We start from the raw sequence: 16,320 nt of genomic DNA on the forward strand, positions 1-16,320 counted from the left end.
CAACACGATCCCGGCCATGCTGCTGGGCCTGGTGGCGGGGGTATGGGCCGACCGCTGGCGCAAGCGTGAGGTGATGGTGGCCAGCAACGGCATCCGCGCCGTGCTGGCACTGCTGGCGCCGCTCAGCCTGATCCCAGGCCCCGAATGGCTGGGGCTGAGCTGGGGCTACTGGGCCCTGCTGGTGATCACCTTCCTGGAATCGGTGCTGACCCAGTTTTTTGCACCGGCGGAACAGGCAGCAATCCCGATGCTGGTGCCCACCCACCAACTGCTGGCGGCCAATTCGCTGTACCAAGCCACGAGCATGGGCGCCACGATCGTGGGTTTCGCCCTGGGAGACCCGATCCTGAGGCTGCTCAAGTACGGGCTAGGCGCCATCGGCATCCCCAACGGGGAATTCGCTCTGTTACCGCTCTGCTACGGCCTAGCCGCGCTCTCGATCGCCTGGATCCGGGTGGAGGAAACGCCACGCCAGGAGCGCGAGCAAACCGTGTGGGAGGAGATGCGCGACGGACTGCAGGTGCTGCGGGAACGCCCCAGCGTGCGCAGCGCGCTACTGCAATTGGTGCTGCTCTACAGCCTGCTGGCCGCGCTGTATGTGCTCGCCATCAGCCTGGCCTCAGCCATTCGGCAGCTGGGCCCCACCCAGTTCGGCACGTTGCTGGCGATGAGTGGCATCGGCCTGGCGGTGGGCGCTGTGGCGGTGGCACAGGTGGGGCATCGCTTCAACCGGCGCCGGCTGGCCTCAGCCGGCCTGGGCACGATCGCCTGGAGCCTGGTGCTGCTCGGCCAGCTGCGGGGCAACCTCAGCGCCACCCTCACCCTGTGCGCCGTTCTTGGCGTGGGCTCTGCGCTCCTGGCCATCCCCGCCCAGACCACCATCCAGGAGGACACCCCAGAAGCCATGCACGGCAAGGTGTTTGGCCTACAGAACAACCTGATCAACATCGCTCTGAGCCTGCCGCTGGTGCTCGCCGGTGCTGTGGTGAGCCGCTACGGACTGCTGCCGGTTCTGTGGGCGCTGGCGGGGTTGGCTCTTCTGGCAGCGCTGCTCGAGCGCCCCTGGGAACGCTGCTAGTTTTGGTATCTGGTGACACTGCCCGCGCGTGGCCCACATCGCCTGGCTGGGCAAGAAATCACCGTTCTGCGGCAACGTCACCTACGGGCTCAGCACCACGGCAGCCCTGAAGCAACGCGGCCACGAGATCAGCTTCATTCACTTCGACACCCCGGCGGCAGGTCTTGGCAAGAGCCCTGAGGAGGCGGTCGCCACCCTGACGGGCGGAGCAGGCGACAACCCGGAGGTCACGCTGCCCTACCTGGTGAAATCCCAGGTGTACACCATCCCCTCGCCCGGAGCGCAGCGGGAGCTGCGCGAATCCCTGGAGCGGCTGCAACCGGATCTGGTGCACGCCAGTCTCACCCTGTCGCCCCTGGATTTCCGCCTGCCGGATTTATGCCAGCAGCTGGGGCTGCCACTGGTGGCCACCTTCCATCCCCCCTTCGATGCGGCGCTGCGCAACCTCAGCTCCGGCACCCAACAGCTCACGTATCAGCTCTACGCCCCGTCGCTGGCCCGCTACGACCGGGTGGTGGTGTTCTCGGATCTGCAGGCGGATGTGCTGCTGCGCTTGGGGGTGCCGGCCAACCGCCTGGCGGTGATCCCCAACGGGGTGGATCCCGAGCAATGGGCTCCCAGCACGATGCCGGAATCCGCGGACCTGCTCGAGCTGCGCCAGCGCTTTGCCGGCCAGCGCGTGTTCCTCTACATGGGCCGGATCGCCACCGAGAAAAACGTGGAAGCGCTACTGCGGGCCTGGCGGCTGGTGCAACCGGAAGGCTGCACCTTGGTGATCGTGGGCGATGGGCCTGTGCGCCAGTCGCTGATGCAGAACTTTGGCCCCGAGTGCCGCGTGCATTGGTGGGGACATGAACCGGATCAGGCCAAGCGCGTGGCCTTGTTACAGCTGGCGGAGGTGTTTTTGCTGCCGTCGCTGGTGGAGGGGCTGAGCCTGGCACTGCTGGAGGCGATGGCCAGCGGTACCGCCTGCGTGGCCACCGACGCCGGAGCGGATGGCGAGGTGCTTGAGGGCGGTGCCGGCATCGTGATCAGCACCCAGGGGGTCACCACCCAGCTACGCACCTTGTTGCCCGTGCTGCGTGATCAACCGGTGCTCACCGCAGAGCTGGGCCGCCGCGCCCGCGCGCGGGCCCTGGAGCGCTACACCCTGAGCCGCAACATCGACCAACTTGAACAGCTCTACGCCGAGCTCGTTCCCGAGGGCAGCCTGGCGGCCTAGCCGCACAGTTCGGCGCAGCAGGCTGCAAATGCCGTGGCCGGATCGGTTGCAGCCGTGATCGGGCGGCCAATCACCAGCTGACTTGAACCAGCGCCGATGGCCTCAGCCGGGGTCATCACCCGCTGCTGATCACCCAGGGCGGCACCCGCCGGCCGAATCCCTGGGGTCACCAGGGCGAACGGCTCAGGGTGGGCAGCACGCAACGACGCCACTTCAAGCGGCGAGCACACACAGCCGCCGATTCCAGACGACGCAGCCAGCTCAGCCAACCTGGGCACGTAGGCCTCCACCGGCTCCTCGATCGCCAGCTCAGCGGCAAAACGAGCTGGAACCCAGCTGGTGAGCACCGTGACCGCCAGCAGCGTGGGAGCCGGCAGCCCCGCGGCGGTCGCCGAATCCACGGCGGCATCCTGAGCCGCCCGCAAGGCCTCGCTGCCAGCGCAGGCATGCACGGTGATCAGCTCGGCACCGAGGCGCGCCGCGCTGCGGCAGGCGCCGGCCATGGTGGCGGGAATGTCGTGGAATTTGAGATCGAGAAACACCCGCTTGCCCTGATCGCGCAGCTGACGCACCACATCCGGGCCGCCGGCCCCGAACAGCTCAAGACCCACCTTCACCCAGCACAGCTCAGGCACCGCCGCCGCAAAACCAAGGGCCTGCGCAGGAGCCATGCCATCGAGGGCCACGATGATCCGATCGGCGGCAGACCTGTTCACGCTGGATCCGGCTCTCTGACGAGATCTCAGGCTACGAAGCATGCTGGAGGCTGCCCTTGAGGGAGTGCAGCATGAAGCTCACGCTCCCATGGCCCCATGCTGCCGCGCATCCTGCATCCCGAGCAGCTGCAGGGCTATCGCCTGAGCAGCCACGACCACTGCCGTCTGGCGCTGCTCAACAGGCCGGAATCCGGTGGGTGCACGGTGTTTCTCGAGGTGCACGATCCCTGCGATCGGGTGCCGCCCCACAGCCATCACCGGGGGGCTGAGCTGTTTTTCGTGCTGCGGGGCACGGTGCTGTTCCACGTGGGTGATCGCTCGATCAGCGCCAGCGGCGGCGACGTTGTGGTGGTGCCGGAAGAAGCCCTGCACGACCTCGAAAATCCAGGGCCCGAGCGCGTCTATTTGCTCACGGTGCTCAGCAGCGACGGCGGCTTTGCCGATCTGCTCGAGCAGGGCATCCCCACGCCACTGGATGCCGACGATCTGGCGGTGCTCAGATCGCTCTGACGCCCCTCACCACGCCACCAACCGCCGGAAGGTTTTCTTCCCGAGCTGCAGCACCTTGCCTTCCAGCTCAGCGGCGGCGGTGAATTCCTGGTTGGGATCGCTGAGCTTCTCGCCATCGAGCTTCACGCCGCCGCCCTGGATCTGGCGGCGCGCTTCGCTGCTGCTGGCGCAGATGCCCACCGCACTGAGCAGATAAAAAGCCCTGGCCGGGAAGTTCACCTCCGCCAGCGAGGCTTCCAGCACCTCCGCATCCGCGGCACCGCTGCCGCTGGCACCAGCCACCAATCTGCCGGCATCAGCCTGAGCCTGTTGAGCCGCCGCGTCGCCGTGGCGCTGGCGGGTGATTTCCAGGGCCATCGCCTTTTGGCGTTCGCGCGGGTTGGCGGGCAGGGCGTCGAGATCGAGATCGGTGAGCAGGGTGAGGTACTCCTCCACCGCCGCATCGGGCACCTTCTCGAGCTTGGAATACATCGAGAGCGGGTCGTCTGAGAGGCCCACGGTGTTGCCCAGGCTCTTGCTCATCTTCTGCACACCATCTAGGCCAGGCAGGATCGGCAGCAACATCCCGAACTGGGTGCGCTGGCCGAAATGGCGCTGTAAATCGCGGCCCATCGCCACGTTGAACTTCTGATCCGTGCCACCGAGCTCCAGATCGGCCTGGATCGCCACCGAGTCGTAGCCCTGCAGCAAGGGGTAAAGGAATTCATGCAGGGAGATGGGCGTGCCTGAGCCGTAGCGGTTGGCGAAATCCTCCTTAGCGAGCATCTGGCCCACGGTGGAAATGCCCAGCAGCTCGATCACCTTCGGAAGATCCAGCGCCGCCAGCCATTCACTGTTGCGCCGCACTTCCAGCCGGCCGGGGGTTGCGAAATCGAGCAGCGCCCTGGCAGGGTCCTGCCCCTGCCCGAGCTGGGCGAGGTAGGTGGCGGCATTGGCTTCCACCTGCTCGGCGCTGAGCTGGATGCGTGTGGCGCTCTTTCCGGTGGGATCACCGATGCGGGCGGTGAAGTCACCAATGATCAGCACCGCCGTATGGCCAGCATCCTGGAAGGCCCGCAGCTTGCGGAACAGGATCGAGTGGCCCAGGTGGATGTCGGAGCCGGTGGGATCGATGCCGAGCTTGATCCGCAGTGGCCGGCCATCGCGCTCGGCCTCCGCCAGGCGGGCAGCGAGCTGCTGATCAGGATCCTTCGCAGGCCCCTCAGCCGTGCCGGCTGGGAAGAGATCGGCCACGCCGCGCTCGATCCACTGCGGCAATCCCCACGCACCCTTGGCCATCGCTGCCGCTGCTGTTCAGGGGCGGATCGTAGGCAGCGGGCTTCAGGCCTCCTTATCAAGCTCGCTCTTCATCCGCTCGAGCGTGCGCTGCATCTGCTCGAACATCTGCTCAGGGGTCATGCCGAACTGACCGAGCTGGGTGCGGAGCTGCTCCACCGTGAGCTTGGCCTGAAAGTCTTCTGAAAGCTCAAAGCGCTTCATGAACACGCGGTAGCGGTCCATCAGCTCTTCCATGCGCTCGATGAACAGCTTCTTGCCTTCGCGATCGAACTTGCCGTACTCGCCCCCCAGCTGCATCAGCTGCTGGTAGTCGCCGAACAGGCGCTTGGCTTCCTCCTGCACGATCTCGGAGTCGAAGAAGGCCATGGCGTTAGGGCGCAAGCGCTTCGGAGGATTCTGCTGACCACCACCAACACTGACGAGTGCGGATCCACGTATCTGCTCCGGCACCAGCAGCTGACAACGCACGCGGCGCATCACACAGTGGAACTGTGAGCGCTCAGTGCCCCCGGTGGACTACACACCACTGATCGATGAGGTGCGGGGCCATGTGCGCAGCAGCACCGCCTTGGTGAAGCCCCATCGCTTGGTGGCCTGCATCGGCAGCCGCATGGCCCTGAGCCTGTTCGTGAATGCCACGGAGCCAGCGGAAGCGCTGGTGGGTGCAACCACCAGCGAAGCCATTGGCCTGAATCTCCTGCGCAGCGAGGAAGCCGATCTGCTGATCTGCACGGACCTCCTGGAGCAGGGTGATGGCGGATCGCTGGTGGAATCAGCGAAGCAATTGCAGCCGGCACCCACCACCTTGATGGTGGTGACCCAGCCGAGGCGGCTGATCACCATCCGCCGAGCCTTTGAGGCCGGCTGCGATGGCATCTGTCTGGAATCCCAGATCGGTCTAGGCACCGTGGTGATGGCCCTACAGACCGTGAGCGCTGGGGCCTGCTACGTGGAAAAGGGCTTGCAGCAGCAGTACTTCCAGGGCTACTGCGGCCTGGCTGATGCACCGCTGGCTCAGCTCACCGAACGGGAAGTGGAGGTGTTGCAACGGATAACGGCCAATGCCACCAACCAGGAGATCGCTGCCGATTTGTTCATCAGCCTGGAAACGGTGAAGAGCCATGTGGCGCAGGTCTTGCACAAGCTGGCCTGCCGCAGCCGCCTGCAGGCCGCCATCAAAGGCATCCGCCTCGGTTTGGTGGAGTGGCCGGAAGATCGTTAAGGTCGGGCAACTCCGCTCCCGCCGCCGCCGCCATGGCCCGTGGCCACTGGCTCGATCCGTTTGCCCGCAGCCTGCTGGAGGCCACAGGGCAGCTGCCGCGTCGCCCCAAGCCAGCCCCGCCTACTGAGGCGATCGCCGTGGAGGCAACCGCCGCAGACGAGGCCGTGGAGCGCGACTTACTCGAGCTGAAGCTGCGCCAAGATCCGCAGCGGCGCTTGCATGACCCCAGCGAGGTGCGCCATGCAGCAGCCCTGGGCTGGCGCCTGGATGTGAACCGCGCCAGCGCCGACGACTGGCTGCGGCTGCCCGGCATCACACCGGTTCAGGTGGATTTACTACTGCGACTGCAGCGCGGTGGCGTGCAACTGAGCGGGCTCGACGATCTCGAGCGGCTACTGGAGCTCCCGCGCAGCCAGGCCACAGCCTGGGAGCCGCTGCTGCTGTTCCGCTGGTATGGCGATGGCGCCCCGCTGCATGCCAGCACCAGGCCGGTGGATCTCAACCACGCAGCTGCTGCAGCCTTGGAGCGCGAGCTGCCGCAACTCGATGCGGTGCGGCGGGCGCGCTTGCTGCGCGAACGCCAACGTGCCCCCTTCAACGATCTGGCAGATCTCCATCAGCGCCTGCAGCTGCCGCCTTCCCTGGTGGAAGAGCTGATCGGTAAGGTGCGCTTTGGCCAGGGGCCAGCCGGTCCGCAACTGCCCCGTTCAGCTTGAGCGGATGGTGAAGGGCCCCACACCCCGTCAGGGCGATCTGTTTGCCCAACCGCTGGGCGGCAGCAGCGCCACCCCCCAGGGGCTACCCCTGCAGGAGCATCAGCTGCGCCAGTGGCAGGAGCGCTTGCTGGCCTTCCAGAAACCACGCTTCGCTGCCGTGGCCGAAGGGCGCAGCCTGGCGGCCGGCCAGATCAACCTGCTTGATGGCGCCGTGGTTGGCCCAGCCGACACGGTGCAGCGGCTGGATCCCCTGACCCTGGCACCTCAAAGCCTGCAGTTCTGGCGCTGGCCTGAAGCCAGCAACACCGGCGCCGCCCTTTACTTCGTGCTCGATCGGCCGCCTCACCTCCCAGGCGCCTTGCTGCTCTATGTGGGGGAAACGGCCCAGGCCGATCGGCGCTGGAAGGGCGAGCACGATTGCAAGAGCTATCTGGCCGCCTATGGCGACGCCCTTCAACAGGTGGGGCTGGGCAGCCAGCTGAGCATTCGCTTCTGGAGCGATGCGCCAGTGGCGGTGCGCCCGAGGCGGGCGCTAGAGCAGGCCCTGATCCGCCACTGGTTGCCGCCGTTCAACAAGGAAACCCGCGGCCGCTGGGCCACACCCTTCACCGCCGAGCTGGGCTGATCGCCCTACCATCGCCGCCATCTGAACCGCCGAGATGGTCGCCGAGATCCGTTGCAGCACCGCCACCCTTACCAGCTGGAGCGGCGAAGCGCTAGCGGTGGGCCTGTTCACTGGCGAAGCCGGTGAAGCCAGCCGCAACCAACTGCTGGAGCGCTTCGGTGCCGCCGTAGCCGATCGCCTCGAACAACGCCGCTTCAAGGGCAAACCGGGTGAAAGCCTGAGCATTGATCTGCTCGGCCAATCGCCCAGCCTGCTGGTGCTGGTGGGCCTCGGTGCGCCCGCCGACTTCGGCCCAGAACAGCTGCGCAGCGCTGCCGCGGCCGCCAGCAAGAACGCGGCCAGTGCCGGCGCCAGCCAATTCGCGCTGGCCATGCCGGTGGAAGGCCTGGCCCCTCAGGCCGCCGCTGCGGCCATGGCTGAAGCGGTGCGCCTGAGCCTCTACAGCGATCAACGCTTCAAGAGCGAAACCGATCCACAGCCCAGCTTGAGCCAGGTGGAGCTGCTGGGGCTGGACAACAGCGCCCAGGCCGCTGTGGAGAGCAGCCGCGCCGTTTGCAGCGGTGTGGAACTGGCCCGCGAGCTGGTGGCGGCCCCGCCCAATGTGGTGACCCCAGCCGCCCTGGCCGACACCGCAGCTGACATCGCCCGCGAATTCGGCCTGGACCTCAAGGTGCTCGAGCGCAGCGACTGCGAAGCGCTCGGCATGGGCTCCTACCTGGCGGTGGCCAAGGGCTCGGATCTACCGCCCAAATTCATCCATCTCACCTACCGGCCTCAGGGCGAAGCGAATCGGCGCCTGGTGCTGGTGGGCAAGGGCCTCACCTTCGATTCAGGCGGCTACAACCTCAAAACCGCCGGATCCCAGATCGACATGATGAAGTACGACATGGGCGGCAGCGCGGCAGTGCTGGGGGCCATGCGTGCCATCGCCGAACTGAAGCCCGCCGGCGTGGAAGTGCACATGATCGTGGCCGCCTGCGAAAACATGATCAGCGGCGGTGCGATTCACCCCGGTGCGATCGTGACCGCCTCGAACGGCAAAACGATCGAGATCAACAACACCGATGCCGAAGGGCGGCTCACCCTGGCCGATGCGCTGGTGTACGCCTGCAAGCTGGAACCCGATGCCGTGGTGGATCTGGCCACCCTCACCGGCGCTTGCGTGATTGCACTTGGAGAGGAGATCGCTGGCTTGTGGTCGCCCTGCGATCCGCTGGCCCAGGGCCTGATCGAGGCGGGCGCCCAGGGCGGCGAAACCCTCTGGCGCATGCCCCTGCGCGCCTCCTACCGCGCAGGCCTCAAGAGCGGCCTGGCCGACATGAAGAACACCGGCCCCAGACCTGGTGGATCAATCACCGCCGCCCTGTTCCTGCAGGACTTTGTGGCTCCCGAGGTGGCCTGGGCTCACCTCGACATCGCCGGCACGGTGTGGAGCGATAAGGGCCGGGGCCTCGATCCCGCTGGCGCCACGGGCTATGGCGTGCGCACCCTGGTGAACTGGGTGCAGGCCGGGGGCCCCGCCTAGGCTGGTCGCATCGATCGACCCAGCTCCACTTCATGGCCGTTCGCAAGATCCGCTGGTTCGTAAAAGCACAGATCGGGGTGCTGCTGCTGCCCGCCGGTCTGTGCCTGTTTGGGGAAGCTGTTCAGCGCCGCACCCTGCAGATGCTGGGCCAGGCCCATGGCCCCTGGTTCTGGTACGGCACCCTCAGCCTGGTGGCCATCGTGGCGGGCGTGGGCCTGATGGTGGAAAGCGGACTGCTGCGGGGCTATCCGGGCCAGCAGAAGCCCTAGGCGGCGGCAGCCATCCGACCTGAGCCCCGCAGAACATCATGCGGAGCCTCCAGGGCGTGGATCTGCCAGCGGGCGCGCTCACCGAACTGCTCCAGCAGCCGATCGAGATCATCCGAGGCCTGCTTCGGGCTCTCGTACGGACCGATATGACGGGTCAAGAGACCATCGCGAATGGTCAGCAGATACATACACACACCTGCGCTCGCGTCAGGGCAACGCTAAGTGACTCCGCTCAGAGAAAAAAGGGCGGAAACCCGCTCCACCACTCAAAAACAGCCCAAAGAAGCGCCTCAGGGCTTCAGCTTTTCCTCCGAATTCAGCCGCAAGATCGCTAGCCCGCCAGGTCAGCGCGCCGACACCCAAGCCGCACTGCTGCGGGCTTTGGCTCCCCACAGCTGATCCAGGCGCCGATCGCGGCCGCAGGCCCAGCGGTAGTAGTTGTACTTCACGCTGTTGCGCTCCGCGTAATCCTGGTGATAGCCCTCCGCAGGCCAGAAGCGGCTGAGGGGCTTGATCTGTACACGGATCGCTGAAACCGGTTTGCCCAGCTCCCGAGCCGCAGCCTTGAGGCTCGCTTCAGCCTGCTGTTTCTGCGCCTCACCCTGGGTGAAGATCACTGGGCGGTAGGAGCTGCCGCGATCGCAAAACTGGCCGCCGCCATCCAGTGCATCCACATTGCGCCAATAGGCCCGCAGCAGAGTGGCGTAGCTGATCCGGGCGTTATCGAACCGCACCTCCACCACCTCCTGGTGGCCGGTGCCGCCGCCACTCACCTGGCGGTAGGTGGGATTGCGCAGGCTGCCGCCGCTGTAGCCGCTCTCCACGCTCAACACCCCAGGCAGCTTTTCAAGATCGTGCTCGAGGCACCAGAAGCAGCCGCCGGCCAGAACGGCCTCTTCCACGGCGGCCTGCACGGGCGCCAGGGGCCAGAGCAGCAACACCAGGGACAACAGAACCGGAAAGAGAACCGGAACAGTGCGCTTGATCAAACGGAAGCAGCCGCAGGAAGCGCGTCCAGGATGGCAGCAGCCGCACGCCGGGTGACGCCCGGCTCACCCAGTGCCTGGCGCAGCCGCTGGTAACCGTCCTCCACCCGCCTGCGAGCCTGGGGGTCATCGAGCAAACACAGCGCTTCCCGCACCACCGCCTCCGGCGTGAGCTCGTCTTGCAGCAGTTCGGGCAGAAGCCGCTCCTGCAACACCAGATTCACCGGCGAGATGTGATCCACCTGGAAGCGCAGCAGATGCTGGGCCACCCAAGCCGTGGGCCGGCTGACGCGATAGCCCACCACCTGGGGAACCCCCCGCAAGGCCAGCTCCAGATTCACCGTGCCGGATTTGTTCAGGGCCAGATCCGCGGCGGCGCAGAGCGTGGGGCGCAACGCATCCGCCTGGGCGGCAGGCACCACCTCCGCCCGCACCCCGGCCGCGGCGATCAGCTCCGCGAGCACCGGTTCAAAAGCAGCCTGCCCGGCCGGCACGATCACCCGCAGGCCAGGGCAGCGGCGTTGCAGCTCGGCGGCAGCAGCCGCCAGGGGCGGCAACAAGTAGCGCAATTCCTGTTTACGCGAGGCGGGCAGCAGCAACAGCAGCCGTTCACCGGCCTGGAGCCCCAGCTGGGCGCGGGCCGCCTCGCGGCTGGGGAGATCGGCGAGGGTATCGAGCAGCGGATGGCCCACCCAGGTGACCTGAGCCCCACGAGCGGCGTAGAAGCGAGCCTCTTCCGGAAAGATGGCCAGGATCCGATCGGTGAAGCCGATCAAGCGGGTGGAACTGCCTTCGCCCACGCGAAAGGCCCACTCCTGCGGAGCGATGTAATAGAAAATCGGCACGTTGGGCAGGCGCCGCTTCACCTTGAGGCCAAGCCTCACGTTGGCGCCCATGTAGTCGATCAACACCAACCCATCGAGGGGATTGCGCTTCAGCCAGCGGCCCACACGCCGCTGCACCCGCAGGGTGGGCAGCACCAGCGGCAGCGCTTCCCACAGGCCGATGGAGCCCATCGGCGTGGTGTCGGCCAAGAGCTCCGCTCCGGCCTGGCGCATCCGCGAGCCACCCAGGGCAGCGATCTCCAGGGGGAGCTGACGCCGCTGAGCCTCATCCCGCAGAGCAGCCACCAACAGGCCTCCCTGCAGATCACCGGACACCTCGCCGGTGCTGATCAGCAGTCGTCTCATGAACGACCGGCAGGAAGCGGGCCGCGGCGGCCAGGACCGATCGAAGCTTCCAGGAAACTGACCAGGGTTTCCGCCGGCGGCAGCAACGGCTGGCGGCGCACCTGCTGGAGGGCCTCGGCCAGCACCGCATCACTGCGATAGAGCTCAGACCACACCTGTAGCAGCTGCTTGGCCTGGGCGCCGTCATCGAGCTCGGCCAAACCGCTGCGTTTGATGCCGATGCGGTTGAGGCCGCGCAGGCGTCCCGGGTGACCTTCCACGATCGCGTAGGGGGGCACATCGCGATCGATGCGGCTCATGCCACCCACCATCGCCATGGTGCCGATGTGCACGAACTGGTGAATCCCGAGCACTCCACCAATCACAGCCCGATCGCCAATCACCACATGGCCGGCTACTGCCACGCCATTGGCGATCACGATCCGATCACCCAACAGGCAGTTATGGCCCAGATGGCTGTAAGCCATCAGCAAATTTCCGCTGCCGATCCGCGTCTGCTCGCCCTCGTGGGTGGCACGGTTGATGGTCACGCACTCGCGGATGGCGTTGTCATCGCCGATCACCACTTCGGTGGAGGCACCGTTGTATTTGAGGTCCTGGGGTTCGGCGCCGATGCAGGCACCCGGGAAGATGCGGTTGCGGCAGCCCATGGTCACCCGGCCATCCAGCACCACATGCGGACCGATGCGCGTGCCGGCACCGATCGACACCTCGGCACCAACCACCGCATAGGGACCGATCTCCACCCCTGCATCAATCTGCGCGCGCGCATCCACCACCGCCGTGGGATGGATCCTGGTTTCGCCCGCACTGAGTTCCATGGCGATAGAAGACATCACGGCGGCGCTCAGTCCACCAAGGAGAACATCAGCTCCCCGGCGCAGACCAGTTCACCATCCACCTTCGCTTCAGCCTTCACCTTGCCGAAACGCTTGCGCTTGAGGCTGAGCAATTCACAACTGATCACGAGCTGATCACCCGGCACCACGGGCCGGCGGAAGCGCACACCATCGATACCGGCGAACACGAACAGCCCCTTGGGCAGATCCGGCATCTGGGTGACGATCAGACCACCCACCTGGGCCATCGCCTCCACGATCAACACACCCGGCATCAGCGGACGGCCGGGGAAGTGCCCCTGGAACTGCGGCTCATTGAAGGTGATGTTCTTGATCGCCACAGCCCGCTTGCCAGGCTCGTGTTCGATCACCCGATCCACCAGCGCGAAGGGATAGCGGTGGGGCAGCAGACCCTGGATCTGCTCACTGGTGAGCACAGGCGCCGGCGCTGAGGGGGTGGCAGTCAAGGGGGTCAGTTCGAAGAAACCAGAGCGGCAGCCAGGGCCGTGTGCAGCCCATGGGAGCCGCGGAAGGCAAACACCTGGGCCTGGGGCAGCCCCGCCAGGGCGAGATCCCCCAGCAGGTCAAGGAGCTTATGGCGCACCGGCTCATCGGCAAAGCGCAGCGGTGGATTCACCCAGCCCTCGCCATCGCACACCAAGGCGTTATCCAAGGCACCGCCCTTGATCAACCCAGCGGCCAAGAGCTGCTCCACCTGCTGTTTGAAGCCGAAGGTGCGGGCAGGAGCGATCTTCTCCACAAAAGCCTGGGGCGTGAGCTCAATGCTGAACAACTGTCGGCCGATCGCCGCCTGGGGAAACTCGATAGCCGCCCCCAGCCGCAAGCAATCGGAAGGAAGGGCGGTGGCAAAGCTCTGGCCGAGCTGCAGGGTGATGGGGGCCTCCAGCAGCGGCAGAAAGGAACGACTGCCCAGAGGCTTGAGGCCTGCTTCGGCGATCGCCTCCACCCAGGGCTGCGCCGAACCATCCATCAACGGAACTTCGGGGCCATCCACCAGCAGCAGCGCCGAGCTGATGCCCACACCCGCCAGGGCGGCGAGCAGATGTTCCACGGTGGCCAAGCGGCGCTGATCCAGCTGCAGAGCCGTGCACAGCTGGGTTTCGCAAACCTGGTTGGGATGCAGGCGCTGGGGAGGAATGCTTGGTTCATCCAGCCAAGCCACCCAGTAGCCGGCCTGCTCATAGGGCTCTAAGCGAAGCCTGGCCACGGCACCGCTATGGAGACCCACCCCGGAGCGCTCCACGGATGCCGCCAGGGTCCAGGCCTGGGAATAATCGCTGGGCCAGATCGTCACGCTGCTGCTCAGAACTTCCAACCCACACCGAGGTTGAAGCGCCACTCGCCGGTGAAGTCTTGGCTAGCCACCTCCAAACGCAGCGGCCCCACCGGTGTGGAAACAATCAGACCCGTACCCACCGAGAAGCCGTCACCAGGCTTGAGCAACAAGCCGCCCGGGTTACCGGGAACGTCGGGCTGGCTGCCAAAGCTGGTGCCGCCGTCCACAAACACCTCACCGCTGATGATGCTGAAGATCGGGAAGCGGTATTCGATGGTGGCTTCACCAAAGCTCTTGCCCACACCCAGGTCGCAGTCGTAGTAACCGCGAACGGAGTTGGAGCCGCCCAGACAGAAGGCTTCATAGGGGGGCAAGTTGCCCACATTGGTGCCAGCCGTCACCTGGAAGGCCAGGGCCTGTTTGCAATCTTCTTTCTGACCAGGCTTGGGCCGGCAGCCCTTGAAGATTTTCAGCCAGTTCACCGGGATGTAGTGGGTGTAACTGGCGCGTAAACGGTTGAAGGTGGGTGAATCCGGACCAACCGAGAAAAACTGTTCGGTACCGAGGCTGAGGAAGTTGCCGGCCGTTGGATTGCGCGGGTCATTGAGGTTGTTCATCGTGGCAGCCACGCGCAGGCCCACGAGCTGGTTTTGCTGGGCGCAGTTGTAAGCGATGCAGATGACATCCTTCACCTGCGTTTCGCCGTTCTTGTAGTTGTTGGTGTTCATGCCATAGGGCATCACCGAACCACCGAAATTCATCGGAGTGACTTCCTGGCCACTGAAGCCAAGCACCACATTCCAGGGCGCGCGCTTGTAAGGGTTGCCGCCGTTGAGCGGACGCACAAACTGAACGTTGCCGCCGATGCGCTGCAGGGCGATCGAGTTGTTGTCGAGGTTGAACCAGTTGAGGCTCGGGTCAGCCTTCTGCGCCTTGGAAATCGAGCCGAACGAGGTGCCGGTGGGGTTGTTGTTGCTCTGAATGTTGTAGGCCGTGGCGTTGGAGGGTGCCTTGAAAAAGTCGTTCGACACATCCGACACGGTGTTGATCGTGCCGTTGTTCTGGCTCTGGAAGATCTGAGGCACTTCCCGGCTGAAGAACACCCGGGCCCGGAAAGCAGTGCGGAACTTATCGCCTTTGATCCAGGGATCGGTGAAGGAAATGTCACCCAGGCCACCGAACTGGCCATAGGTGAAGTTCACCGCCAGATCCCAGGCCCGGCCCAGCAGGTTGCTGTCCTGCAGCTGCACCTGGCCGAACACGCCCTGAGCCTGGCTGTAGCCCAGACCGCCGGAGAGGGAGCCACTCGACTGCTCAACGATGCCGAGCACGATCGTCACCTCACCGGGATTGCCGGCCACGGGCCGAAGCGTCACCTTCACATCACCGAACAGGCCGGTGCCGTAGAGGCGCTTGATGTCTTCTTCAAGCTGGCGGCGATTGAAGGTGTCGCCAGGCTTGATCGACACCTCACGGGTCACTACCCAGGGCTTGGTTTTGCCGCGGATCGGCTGGCCCTTGTCGTTGGTGGATTCGCCTTCTTTGTTGAGGAACTGCACCTCCACGCCGGCCACGCTGCCTTCGCGCACCTGCAGCTGCACCACCCCCGTGGGACTCACCCGGGTGGGACCACTCACCCGGGCTAGGGAATAGCCCTGATCGGCATACCACTTCTGCAGCTCACCGATCCGGGCCTGCAGGGTGTTGAGGTTGAGGGTCTTGCCGTAATCGGCCGCAAAGATATCCGGGATCAGGGTGGGAGGCATCTTGGTCTTCGGCCCGATGCCCTCGAGCTCCACCTCAGTGAGCACCGGGTTGGGCACCACTGTGACCACCAGCTGCACCCCCAAAGGGCCATCCACCGGCTGGATGCGCACATCGGAGAACCAGCCGCTGGCGTAGATCGCCGAAAGGTCGTTCTGGAGCTCGCTACGGGTCACCTGGGTGCCAGGCCGGGTGGCCATGGCGTCGTAGACGGCAATCTCGAGCCGCTCCTGCTCTGGGTGGCCCTCGATCCCCTTCACCACCACCTCGCTGATCAGCACCTTCGGCTCAGGCTTGGCCGGTGGCGCGAGGGCCTCACTTGGAGGACTGCTCTCGGCGGGAGCCGCCGTTGGCGTCTCAGCCGGTGCAGGAGTTGTGTTTTGGGCGAACGCAGGAGCCGAGGCCATCACCACGCCTGCCGCCAGCGGCAGCATCGAAGCCAGCCCGAGGGAGCCGCGGAGGCGCAGGGCGCGGCTCAAACCGTGAGGGGTGGCGGCCATGGGTACAGCAGGAGTGCGGCAGAGCCGCAAATTCCGCCGAACTTACTTGCCCAGACGGGGTGAAGGGCAGGCACCTTGGACCCGTTTGAGAACCTCCCCGTAGGCCTCCACCACGCCCCCGAGGTCCTGGCGGAAACGGTCTTTATCCAGGATGCGATCGCTGGCGTCACTCACCTGCAAGTCCCAGAGGCGGCAGGTGTCGGGACTGATCTCATCGGCTACCACCAGGGCTCCGTCGGCGGTGAATCCCAGCTCGATCTTGAAATCCACCAGCTGGAGCGCAAGTCCGGCAAAAAACTGGCGCAGGCAGGTATTCACCGCCATGGCCAGTCGCTCCAGCTCCTGACGCTGCTGCTGTGTCAACAGCCCCAGTCGCTCCAGGCGGGCATCGGTGAGCAAGGGATCACCAAAGGCGTCGTCTTTGTAATAGAGATCGAGCAGTGGGGGATCGAGGGGTGTGCCGGGCTCAATCGGCATCTGCTTGCAGAGCGATCCGAAGGCGGTGTTGCGCACCACCACCTCCACGGGAACGATCTCAACCGGACGCACAAGCATCCAATTCGGTTCCTGCAGAGCGAGGTAG

General features: G+C 65.6%; 19 protein-coding genes. 8 read left to right on the forward strand and 11 right to left on the reverse strand.

Going from position 1 to position 16,320, the window contains the following annotated elements; genetic code table 11:
- The coding region (locus tag ACIQ2E_RS04200; RefSeq protein ID WP_398326619.1) for an MFS transporter at positions 1-1,078 on the forward strand (1,078 nt) is incomplete at its 5' end.
- Between the two features lie 28 nt (positions 1,079-1,106).
- Complete coding sequence (locus ACIQ2E_RS04205) at positions 1,107-2,300, forward strand: glycosyltransferase family 4 protein (protein ID WP_398326622.1); 1,194 nt, start codon at positions 1,107-1,109, stop codon at positions 2,298-2,300.
- Here ACIQ2E_RS04205 and pyrF read toward each other — a convergent pair.
- Complete coding sequence (gene pyrF / locus ACIQ2E_RS04210) at positions 2,297-3,058, reverse strand: orotidine-5'-phosphate decarboxylase (protein WP_398326625.1); 762 nt, start codon at positions 3,056-3,058, stop codon at positions 2,297-2,299. The genes ACIQ2E_RS04205 and pyrF overlap by 4 nt on opposite strands.
- 54 nt (positions 3,059-3,112) lie before the next feature.
- Here pyrF and ACIQ2E_RS04215 point away from each other — a divergent pair, with 54 nt between their 5' ends.
- The gene (locus ACIQ2E_RS04215; RefSeq protein WP_398326628.1) at positions 3,113-3,526 is read left to right on the forward strand and encodes a cupin domain-containing protein; all 414 of its coding nucleotides are present in this window, start codon (positions 3,113-3,115) and stop codon (positions 3,524-3,526) included.
- A 6-nt stretch (positions 3,527-3,532) separates the two neighbouring features.
- Here ACIQ2E_RS04215 and tyrS read toward each other — a convergent pair whose 3' ends face one another.
- Both tyrS and ACIQ2E_RS04225 read right to left on the reverse strand, forming a co-directional pair.
- Positions 3,533-4,804: a tyrosine--tRNA ligase gene (tyrS, locus tag ACIQ2E_RS04220; protein ID WP_398326631.1), complete on the reverse strand. Its 1,272-nt coding sequence runs from the start codon at positions 4,802-4,804 to the stop codon at positions 3,533-3,535.
- 42 nt (positions 4,805-4,846) lie between these two features.
- Positions 4,847-5,170, reverse strand: a complete 324-nt coding sequence (locus ACIQ2E_RS04225) for a DUF1825 family protein (RefSeq protein WP_296369419.1) — start codon at positions 5,168-5,170, stop codon at positions 4,847-4,849.
- A 145-nt stretch (positions 5,171-5,315) separates the two neighbouring features.
- On the opposite strand from ACIQ2E_RS04225, the gene ACIQ2E_RS04230 reads away from it, so the two are divergent.
- The 5 genes from ACIQ2E_RS04230 to ACIQ2E_RS04250 are packed head-to-tail and all read left to right on the forward strand — an operon-like array spanning position 5,316 to position 9,161.
- Positions 5,316-6,026 (forward strand): response regulator transcription factor, encoded by a 711-nt coding sequence (locus ACIQ2E_RS04230; protein ID WP_398326635.1) that lies wholly within the window; start codon positions 5,316-5,318, stop codon positions 6,024-6,026.
- Between the two features lie 32 nt (positions 6,027-6,058).
- The gene (locus tag ACIQ2E_RS04235; protein WP_398326638.1) at positions 6,059-6,742 is read left to right on the forward strand and encodes a hypothetical protein; all 684 of its coding nucleotides are present in this window, start codon (positions 6,059-6,061) and stop codon (positions 6,740-6,742) included.
- Positions 6,743-6,746: 4 nt separating this feature from the next.
- Positions 6,747-7,367 (forward strand): GIY-YIG nuclease family protein, encoded by a 621-nt coding sequence (locus ACIQ2E_RS04240; RefSeq protein ID WP_398326641.1) that lies wholly within the window; start codon positions 6,747-6,749, stop codon positions 7,365-7,367.
- A 34-nt stretch (positions 7,368-7,401) separates the two neighbouring features.
- Positions 7,402-8,892, forward strand: a complete 1,491-nt coding sequence (locus tag ACIQ2E_RS04245; protein ID WP_398326644.1) for a leucyl aminopeptidase — start codon at positions 7,402-7,404, stop codon at positions 8,890-8,892.
- Positions 8,893-8,924: 32 nt separating this feature from the next.
- Positions 8,925-9,161, forward strand: a complete 237-nt coding sequence (locus tag ACIQ2E_RS04250) for a hypothetical protein (protein WP_398326647.1) — start codon at positions 8,925-8,927, stop codon at positions 9,159-9,161.
- On the opposite strand, the gene ACIQ2E_RS04255 is transcribed toward ACIQ2E_RS04250, so the two are convergent.
- The 8 genes from ACIQ2E_RS04255 to ACIQ2E_RS04290 form a co-directional block, all read right to left on the reverse strand.
- Positions 9,158-9,349 (reverse strand): hypothetical protein, encoded by a 192-nt coding sequence (locus ACIQ2E_RS04255; protein WP_398326650.1) that lies wholly within the window; start codon positions 9,347-9,349, stop codon positions 9,158-9,160. The genes ACIQ2E_RS04250 and ACIQ2E_RS04255 overlap by 4 nt on opposite strands.
- 156 nt (positions 9,350-9,505) lie before the next feature.
- The gene (msrA, locus tag ACIQ2E_RS04260) at positions 9,506-10,111 is read right to left on the reverse strand and encodes a peptide-methionine (S)-S-oxide reductase MsrA (RefSeq protein WP_398326653.1); all 606 of its coding nucleotides are present in this window, start codon (positions 10,109-10,111) and stop codon (positions 9,506-9,508) included.
- Positions 10,112-10,146: 35 nt separating this feature from the next.
- On the reverse strand, positions 10,147-11,337 hold the full coding sequence (gene lpxB, locus ACIQ2E_RS04265; protein WP_398326656.1) for a lipid-A-disaccharide synthase: 1,191 nt from the start codon (positions 11,335-11,337) through the stop codon (positions 10,147-10,149).
- Positions 11,334-12,158, reverse strand: coding sequence for an acyl-ACP--UDP-N-acetylglucosamine O-acyltransferase (gene lpxA, locus ACIQ2E_RS04270; RefSeq protein WP_398326668.1), 825 nt, complete (start codon positions 12,156-12,158; stop codon positions 11,334-11,336). The genes lpxB and lpxA overlap by 4 nt, the downstream gene beginning before the upstream one ends.
- 26 nt (positions 12,159-12,184) lie before the next feature.
- The gene (fabZ, locus tag ACIQ2E_RS04275; protein WP_398326671.1) at positions 12,185-12,613 is read right to left on the reverse strand and encodes a 3-hydroxyacyl-ACP dehydratase FabZ; all 429 of its coding nucleotides are present in this window, start codon (positions 12,611-12,613) and stop codon (positions 12,185-12,187) included.
- Positions 12,614-12,648: 35 nt separating this feature from the next.
- Complete coding sequence (gene lpxC, locus ACIQ2E_RS04280; RefSeq protein WP_398326659.1) at positions 12,649-13,491, reverse strand: UDP-3-O-acyl-N-acetylglucosamine deacetylase; 843 nt, start codon at positions 13,489-13,491, stop codon at positions 12,649-12,651.
- A gap of 8 nt (positions 13,492-13,499) precedes the next feature.
- A complete protein-coding gene (locus tag ACIQ2E_RS04285; RefSeq protein WP_398326662.1) occupies positions 13,500-15,737 on the reverse strand; it encodes a BamA/TamA family outer membrane protein in 2,238 nt (745 codons plus the stop codon).
- A gap of 42 nt (positions 15,738-15,779) precedes the next feature.
- Positions 15,780-16,320 (reverse strand): phosphoribosylaminoimidazolesuccinocarboxamide synthase (locus ACIQ2E_RS04290; RefSeq protein WP_398326665.1); only part of this gene is annotated, 541 nt, incomplete at its 5' end.

This window comes from Vulcanococcus sp., from assembly GCF_044369115.1.
In the GTDB taxonomy this organism is placed as follows: domain Bacteria; phylum Cyanobacteriota; class Cyanobacteriia; order PCC-6307; family Cyanobiaceae; genus Vulcanococcus.

What these genes read in the sequence shown, in the direction of transcription:
- ACIQ2E_RS04245 (WP_398326644.1), top strand. Translation starts at nt 7,402, where the DNA reads ATGGTCGCCGAGATCCGTTGCAGCACCGCCACCCTTACCAGCTGGAGC.
- ACIQ2E_RS04235 (WP_398326638.1), top strand. Translation starts at nt 6,059, where the DNA reads ATGGCCCGTGGCCACTGGCTCGATCCGTTTGCCCGCAGCCTGCTGGAG.
- tyrS (WP_398326631.1), bottom strand. Translation starts at nt 4,804, where the DNA reads ATGGCCAAGGGTGCGTGGGGATTGCCGCAGTGGATCGAGCGCGGCGTG.
- lpxB (WP_398326656.1), bottom strand. Translation starts at nt 11,337, where the DNA reads ATGAGACGACTGCTGATCAGCACCGGCGAGGTGTCCGGTGATCTGCAG.
- ACIQ2E_RS04250 (WP_398326647.1), top strand. Translation starts at nt 8,925, where the DNA reads ATGGCCGTTCGCAAGATCCGCTGGTTCGTAAAAGCACAGATCGGGGTG.
- pyrF (WP_398326625.1), bottom strand. Translation starts at nt 3,058, where the DNA reads ATGCTTCGTAGCCTGAGATCTCGTCAGAGAGCCGGATCCAGCGTGAAC.
- ACIQ2E_RS04215 (WP_398326628.1), top strand. Translation starts at nt 3,113, where the DNA reads ATGCTGCCGCGCATCCTGCATCCCGAGCAGCTGCAGGGCTATCGCCTG.
- ACIQ2E_RS04255 (WP_398326650.1), bottom strand. Translation starts at nt 9,349, where the DNA reads ATGTATCTGCTGACCATTCGCGATGGTCTCTTGACCCGTCATATCGGT.
- ACIQ2E_RS04285 (WP_398326662.1), bottom strand. Translation starts at nt 15,737, where the DNA reads ATGGCCGCCACCCCTCACGGTTTGAGCCGCGCCCTGCGCCTCCGCGGC.
- ACIQ2E_RS04240 (WP_398326641.1), top strand. Translation starts at nt 6,747, where the DNA reads ATGGTGAAGGGCCCCACACCCCGTCAGGGCGATCTGTTTGCCCAACCG.
- lpxA (WP_398326668.1), bottom strand. Translation starts at nt 12,158, where the DNA reads ATGGAACTCAGTGCGGGCGAAACCAGGATCCATCCCACGGCGGTGGTG.
- ACIQ2E_RS04225 (WP_296369419.1), bottom strand. Translation starts at nt 5,170, where the DNA reads ATGGCCTTCTTCGACTCCGAGATCGTGCAGGAGGAAGCCAAGCGCCTG.